This is a genomic window from Candidatus Krumholzibacteriia bacterium (assembly GCA_035649275.1).
In the GTDB taxonomy this organism is placed as follows: Bacteria; Krumholzibacteriota; Krumholzibacteriia.
This window is the reverse complement of record DASRJW010000072.1, coordinates 22,607-28,700: the sequence shown is the minus strand read 5'-3', so window position 1 is coordinate 28,700 and position 6,094 is coordinate 22,607. Positions and strand designations below refer to the sequence as shown.

Sequence of the window (6,094 nt, the reverse complement as noted above, 5' to 3'; positions counted from 1 at the left end):
TCGAGCCGGACGAAGTACACGCCGCTCGCGGCGGCGCGGCCGGCGTCGTCCTTGCCGTCCCAGGGTATGGCGTGCTCCCCCGCGCCGAGGGGGCCGACCGCGAGCCGGCGGACCAATCGGCCGGCGCCGTCGTAGACCCCTAGGGACGCGGCGCCGGGGACGACGCAATGCACCATGGTCGCGGGGTTGAACGGGTTGGGGACGACGTCGAGGCGGGCCCGCGCCGGCAGGGCCAAGGCGTCGCTCACCACCTGTGCCGCTTGCACCGCGTGGAGCGCGTTCACCTTCGTGCCGATGGGGTGGTCGAAGGGCAGGACATCGCCGGTGCTGGCGACGAGCTGGGCCACCGCGTCGGGGCTCAGGTTGGGCGCCGCGGCGCGCACCAGAGCGCACACTCCCGCCGTCAGGGGGCACGCCATGGAGGTGCCGTCGGAGACCATGTACGGGTTCACACCGTCCCAGCCGAAGAACAAGAGATAGAAGAGCTGCGAGATCAGGTCGAACTCGTAGTTGTCGCAAATGGACGAAAAGATGAGCGTGCCGGGAGCGGCCACATCCACCCAGGCGCCGTAGTTGGAGAAGAAAGCCCGCCCGTTCGTCTCGTCCGTGGCGCCCACGGCCAGCACATGGTCGTTCGCCGCTGGATACACCGTGGCGTCGGTGCTGTCGTTTCCTGCCGCGGCGACGCACAGCACCCCTGCCGCGGTGGCGTCGTTCACCAGGGCCTGGAAGAACTCCGGCACGCCGGGGGCGCCGTCGGCGCCAAAGCTCATGGACAGCACCGCGGCGCCCATGTCGCCTGCATAAGCGAAGGCCGCGGCGATCGCTGCATCGGTGATCGCGCCGCTCGGGTCCGTGACCTTGAGCGCCATGAGGCCGCAATCCCAACCGGCACCGGCGATGCCGATGCCGTTGTCCGTGGCGGCCGAGGCGATGCCTGCCGTGTGCGTGCCGTGGAAGCCCACATCGAGGCCGGAGACATCGGGCGTGGCGTGCGGCCGCGGATCGGCGTCGTCGCCGCCGAAGTCCCAGCCGTGGATGTCGTCGGCGAAGCCGTTGCCGTCGTCGTCGCGGCCGTTCCCTGCCACCTCCCCCGGGTTGGTCCACAGCGCGCCGGCGAGATCGGGGTGTCCCGTATCGACCCCCGTATCCATGATGGCGATGACGACGCCAGGGTTGCCGCGCTCCAGGTCCCAGGCTTCCGGCAACGCCACGTCAGCGGCGTCACCCGAGTCGATGTGCCACTGGAGGAGCAAGTACGGATCGTCGGGCAGGGAGGCGGTGGGGCGCGGGGCCGTCCGATGCTTCTGCAGCTCGCCGTAGGACGGTCTCGACGCGAACAAACGCACAGAGGTGTTGGCCACCACGGCGCGGAAGAGGCCCGTGGCGCGTAGCTCCGCTGCTGCCTGCACAGGATCGCAATCGGTCCGCAGACTGGTGAGCCGATAGTAACCGCCGCCCCGGTCCCCAGGGCCCGAAGACGTTGCTCCTCGATCGAGGCGTGCTGCCTGTGCGAAACCGTGGCGGGTCAAGATTCCCGCCAGCCCGGGATGGGAAGACGAGAGCTTGCCGGCAGCACCGACCACGAGGGGCGAATCTGCCCGGAGGAGCACCACGACCTCGTGGCGAGCAGCGGGAGTGGCAGCAGCCAGAGACGCACGGGCGGGAGCCGCAAAGAGATGAGGAGTGGGCGCTCCCACAGACCGATTGGTCGGTAAAAGGATGACCCCGAGGTGGAGCGACGTGACAGCCCAGCGCCACATCCACGGTCTGGACATGCGTGCCTCCTGGTCTGTTCCTGGCGCGAGGAAACGCCGCTCGACCACGGTAGCACAGGTCGAGACGCGGAGCCCGACGGCGAGACGGAAGTCTCAGAGGGTGAACCACTTGTTGATCTTGAGCAGGAAGACGTTGTGGGGGTGGACGTCGAAGAGCCCACCGATGTCGTTCTGCAGCTCGAAGCTACCCTGGGGCAGTTGCTCGTTGCGCGACTGCTGCCAGACCACGAAGAAGGTGGATCCAGGTTGGAACTCCCAGCGGATCACCAGATTGGAGTTGAAGTCGCGGAAGTTGAATTCCGGGTTGTCGAACCTGTAATCGACGGTGCCGTCGACGTTCTCGTCCACGGTGTACTCATTACCCACAAGCTGGATCTGCTGGTCGCTGAAAACGTGGAAGCGATCATTGTAGGCCTCGGCACGGGGGGCCGTGATGCGCTTGAATGCCGAGTAGCTCCCGGCGGAAATGAAGGGCGCGCCATAGTACTGGATGGTCAGATTCGGCGTCACCGTGTAGTCGATGCGCGCGGTGATTCGGAAGGTTTCCTGGTCGAGGCTGCCAAAGAGGTACCGCGGGTCGCCGGCATAGTCGTTCGTCTCCACGTACTGCAGGTCTTGTCGATCGGTGGAGTAGGAGGGAGAGAAGGTGAGGCGGAGGGCGTTCTGCGGCAGGATGGAGAGGTCCGCCCAGACCTCGCGGTGTTCGTAGAAATCGTCGTCGCCCCATCCCCGCCCGGCGCCGAACCCCCCGGACACACGGCGGCGGCCGTCCGTGTTCACCCAGAACTCGGAATACCACTCGCCGGGCCAGAGGGAGGACGGCCCACCACGGAGCGCGGTGTTGGAAAGTCGCTCGAAGAGGTGGGTCAGGCCGGCGCCGGCGAACCAGTTGTTTTTGAAGTCCATGTTGAAGTTGGTGTTGAGCTGCTGCGAGAGGGGACTGCCGCCGAAGTCCCAGTTCAGCCACTGATTGCCGTTCACGCCGATGCGGCGCCAGATCCCGAAGGGGTTGCGGCTCGCCCAGCCCACCCAGGAGAACTGGTTCACCTCGTCGGCGCGCTGCATGAAGCCGATGTCGTTGATCTCGAAACCGGGGGAGCGCCAGGCGACGCCGGATTCGAAGCGAACCCCGGCACCGCTCACCCGGCCGAGACGGAAGGAGCCGGCATGGCCGGCGAGGGAAGTGCGGGTGGTGTCCACGGACTCGTAGTCGTTGTCCGGCCGCTGGAAGTAGCGGGCCGAGCCGGTCTGGGTGCGCTCGAGTGCGCCCTCGCTGCCTTGGACCCGGCTCGCGACCCCGTTGAGCGCCACGTACCACACCTTGTTGCGCCACGAATGGTAGAGATCCATGCCCCCGGTGTAGGCGGCTTGGTGCAGGAAATCGACGTTGGGGTCGTCGAGGTTCCGGTGGGTCATGGTGAGCATGGCGCCGACGCGCGTGTTGCCCTTGTGGATGTCCTTCTGCAATCGGCCCACGAAGAAGTTGGTCAGCGGCTCGACCGTCTGGTCGTGGTCGCCGGTGGGAGTGGCGATGGTGGCCTCCTCCTTCGCGGTGACGCTCTCGAGCGCCCCCACGGAGAGACCGCCTTCCGTCTTCCCCGTCATCTTCAGGGCGGCGAGGATGGTGGTGTTCTGCGGCAAGTCGGCGTACTCGTTCAGGTCGGCGTCCGCGTCGGCTCCGGCCTGTGGATGTCTCCCGATGCGCCGCGAGTAAAAGAGGTTGTCCTGGGTGAAGTTGCCGCCGGCGATGGAAGGGGCGATCTGAAAGCTGGTGATGTTCTTGCCCTCGACGAAGAACGGGCGCTTCTCGGGGAAGAAGGTCTCGAAGGCGGTGAGGTTGATGACCGAGGGGTCGGCCTCCACCTGCCCGAAGTCGGGGTTCACGGTGAAATCGAGGGTGAGATCCCCGGTGACGCCATACTTGCCGTCCAAGCCGACTTCGGCGTCTCGGTCCGAGCCGTCGTTGAACGGATCTCCCGGCACAGCCTCGAAGCGCTCGCCGCGAGCGAGCGCATAGGGCAGCAGCTCCACCTGACGGCGCGGGCGGACGCCGTGGATGCCGCGCAGCTCGCCGAAGCGGCTCACCCAGCCCGGATCGTCCTTGGACTTGGGCTGCCACAAGGAGCGCTCTTCCTTGCGGAACAGCCGGCGCTGTACCTGTAGTCCCCAGACCTGCTCATCCGTGTGGGAAAAACGCAGCTGGCTGAAAGGGATGCGGAGCTCCGCCGTCCAGCCCTCGGAGTCGATATGGGTGGCGAGTTGCCAGATCGGATCCCAGTTGCCGTCCCAGTTGTCGCCATCTTCGGAGATGAACTCGTCGCCCCGGGTGCCCGAGACACTGGAGGTGAAGGAAAAACCGGACCTCAGGTCGTGGTAGCTGTCGATGTTGACCTCGACCCAATCGCCCGGGAAACGGTCCCGCCGCGTCAGATGATCGGCGATCTTCCCGGGCTCGCTGTCGTAGGCCCGATAGGCGATGTAGAGGGCATCCTGGTCGTAAAGGATTTTGAAGGCGGTCTGGTTCGTAGGCGCAGCGCCTTCCGTGGGCTGCCACTGGACGAAGTCGGTGGCCCATTCCACGCTGTTCCAGCAGCCGTCATCCAGGATGCCATCGACACGGGGAGCATCGCCCCCGCAGCTCTTGGTCTCGTAGGTCCGCTTTGGGATCTGCGCCTGGACGGAGCTGCAGGTGAGTCCGACCGCAAACATCAACACGAACCACAGCAAGCACTTACCGGCCATGACTTCCTTGCGAGCGGGCGCACCCGGGCGAGGTGGGGGGCGGCCCGGCAGGGTTGTGGGGACTTGAGGCTAGGTCTCTGCTGACCCGGTTAGACGTAGGAACGTAGTTCCGGGTTTACGGGTTTCGCGGCGAGGGTACCGCACGAGGCGTCGGGAAGGGTGCCTCGGCCGGGGCCCCGAGGTCGAGCGGCCCGAAGCGCTCATGGCAGGCGGTTGAAGCTCTCGCCGGGGGAAAGGCGACCGCCGCTCGGGTGGGGGAGGCTCACCAGGGCGCCCCGTTCCAGGGCTGCGAGGGTGGTGCCGAAGTCGGGCACGGCGCGGCACTGGCGTTGGAGCGCTTCCCAGTTGGCGGAACGGGACTGGTCGTCACAGGTGACGAAGCGGATGCGCCCCTTTTCGCGGCGGATCTCGCTCACCACCCGGGCGGTGCCGGGCGCAATCGGGACACCAGGCTGCCGCGACAGGACGAGGAACGAGAAGCGGAGCGCATCCTTCTTCAAACCCGACAGCTGATCGAGGTGGTGGTGGAAGTCCGGCTGGATCCAGTCGCGCGTCTCGTGGCACCAGTCGCGCGGGTTCGCCAGCATGGGGCACGGCCCTGCGCCAGTACACGGAGCCAACACCTGCCAGCCCGCGCCGAGGAGGCGATCGCGAACCAGGTGCAGATTTCGCGTCGCCTGTCGCAGCGCCGGTTCGACGACGATGGCGACGCCGTCGGCGGTGAGACTGCGGGAGAGGATGCGATCGAGGCGCTCTGCAGCGCGCTGCGGCACGTCGTCGCCTTCCACGAGGACGTTGGCGGCGAGCACGAGGTCGTAAGCTCCCGGCACCGACGCGATCCAGTCCTGGGCGCGGCGACGGAGTTGCAACCGCCCGGACCTGATCCACGGCTGTACGAGGATGTTCTCCCAGTCGGGATCCCGATCCACGCACAGCGCCTCCAACTCGAGGTCGGCGTTCCATAGACAGACGCCGGCGGTCGCCGCCGCGGGACCGGCGCCGAGATCGAGGAGCCGGAGCTTCCTCCTCTCCGACCAGGCCGGTTGGCGGAGCGCCAGCTCCACCAGGATCGCCTGCACCTTCAGCGCGGTCAGCGGCCCGTAATACAAGGCATAGGCATGACGCCAGCCGGATTGGCGGCCGCTAGAGCCGGCACCGCGGCTGGCCGGGAGGCTCGGGCTCGCCGCTCCGCGGCCCAGGCTCATGCGCTTCACTTTTCCCAGGTAGAGATCGGAGAGTTCTCTGACCAGCGGCGCAAGGCGCCGTTCGGAGCCGCGCACGTGATCATCCAAGTAGGCGACGTAGTCATCCGGCAAGGACAAGCGAGAACTCATCGCGGAACCCTCCTTGGCCACATCCTGGCGCCCGTTGCATGGATGGTTCGATGGATTGGGTCATTCTCCGCAACTCGGTGTGGAGAAAAAAAGCCCACGGATCGGCGAGGAATTCCCGCCCCTTTCTCGCCAAGTCGCCGATTTTCTTTGAGGTCCAGACACTCGATCCCCTACGATTAAAGGACCCCAGGCCTCACGGCGGGGCTTCCGTTCAAGCTGGATATTCACGTTAGCAGGTTC

3 protein-coding genes are annotated in these 6,094 nt (G+C 66.5%); all 3 read right to left on the bottom strand.

Going from position 1 to position 6,094, the window contains the following annotated elements; all coding sequences use genetic code 11:
* Positions 1–1,613 (bottom strand): S8 family serine peptidase (locus VFE28_06980; protein ID HZM15730.1); only part of this gene is annotated, 1,613 nt, incomplete at its 3' end.
* 258 nt (positions 1,614–1,871) lie between these two features.
* On the bottom strand, positions 1,872–4,520 hold the full coding sequence (locus tag VFE28_06975) for a DUF5916 domain-containing protein (GenBank protein ID HZM15729.1): 2,649 nt from the start codon (positions 4,518–4,520) through the stop codon (positions 1,872–1,874).
* Between the two features lie 200 nt (positions 4,521–4,720).
* Positions 4,721–5,854: a small ribosomal subunit Rsm22 family protein gene (locus VFE28_06970; protein ID HZM15728.1), complete on the bottom strand. Its 1,134-nt coding sequence runs from the start codon at positions 5,852–5,854 to the stop codon at positions 4,721–4,723.
* Positions 5,855–6,094 lie beyond the last annotated feature (240 nt).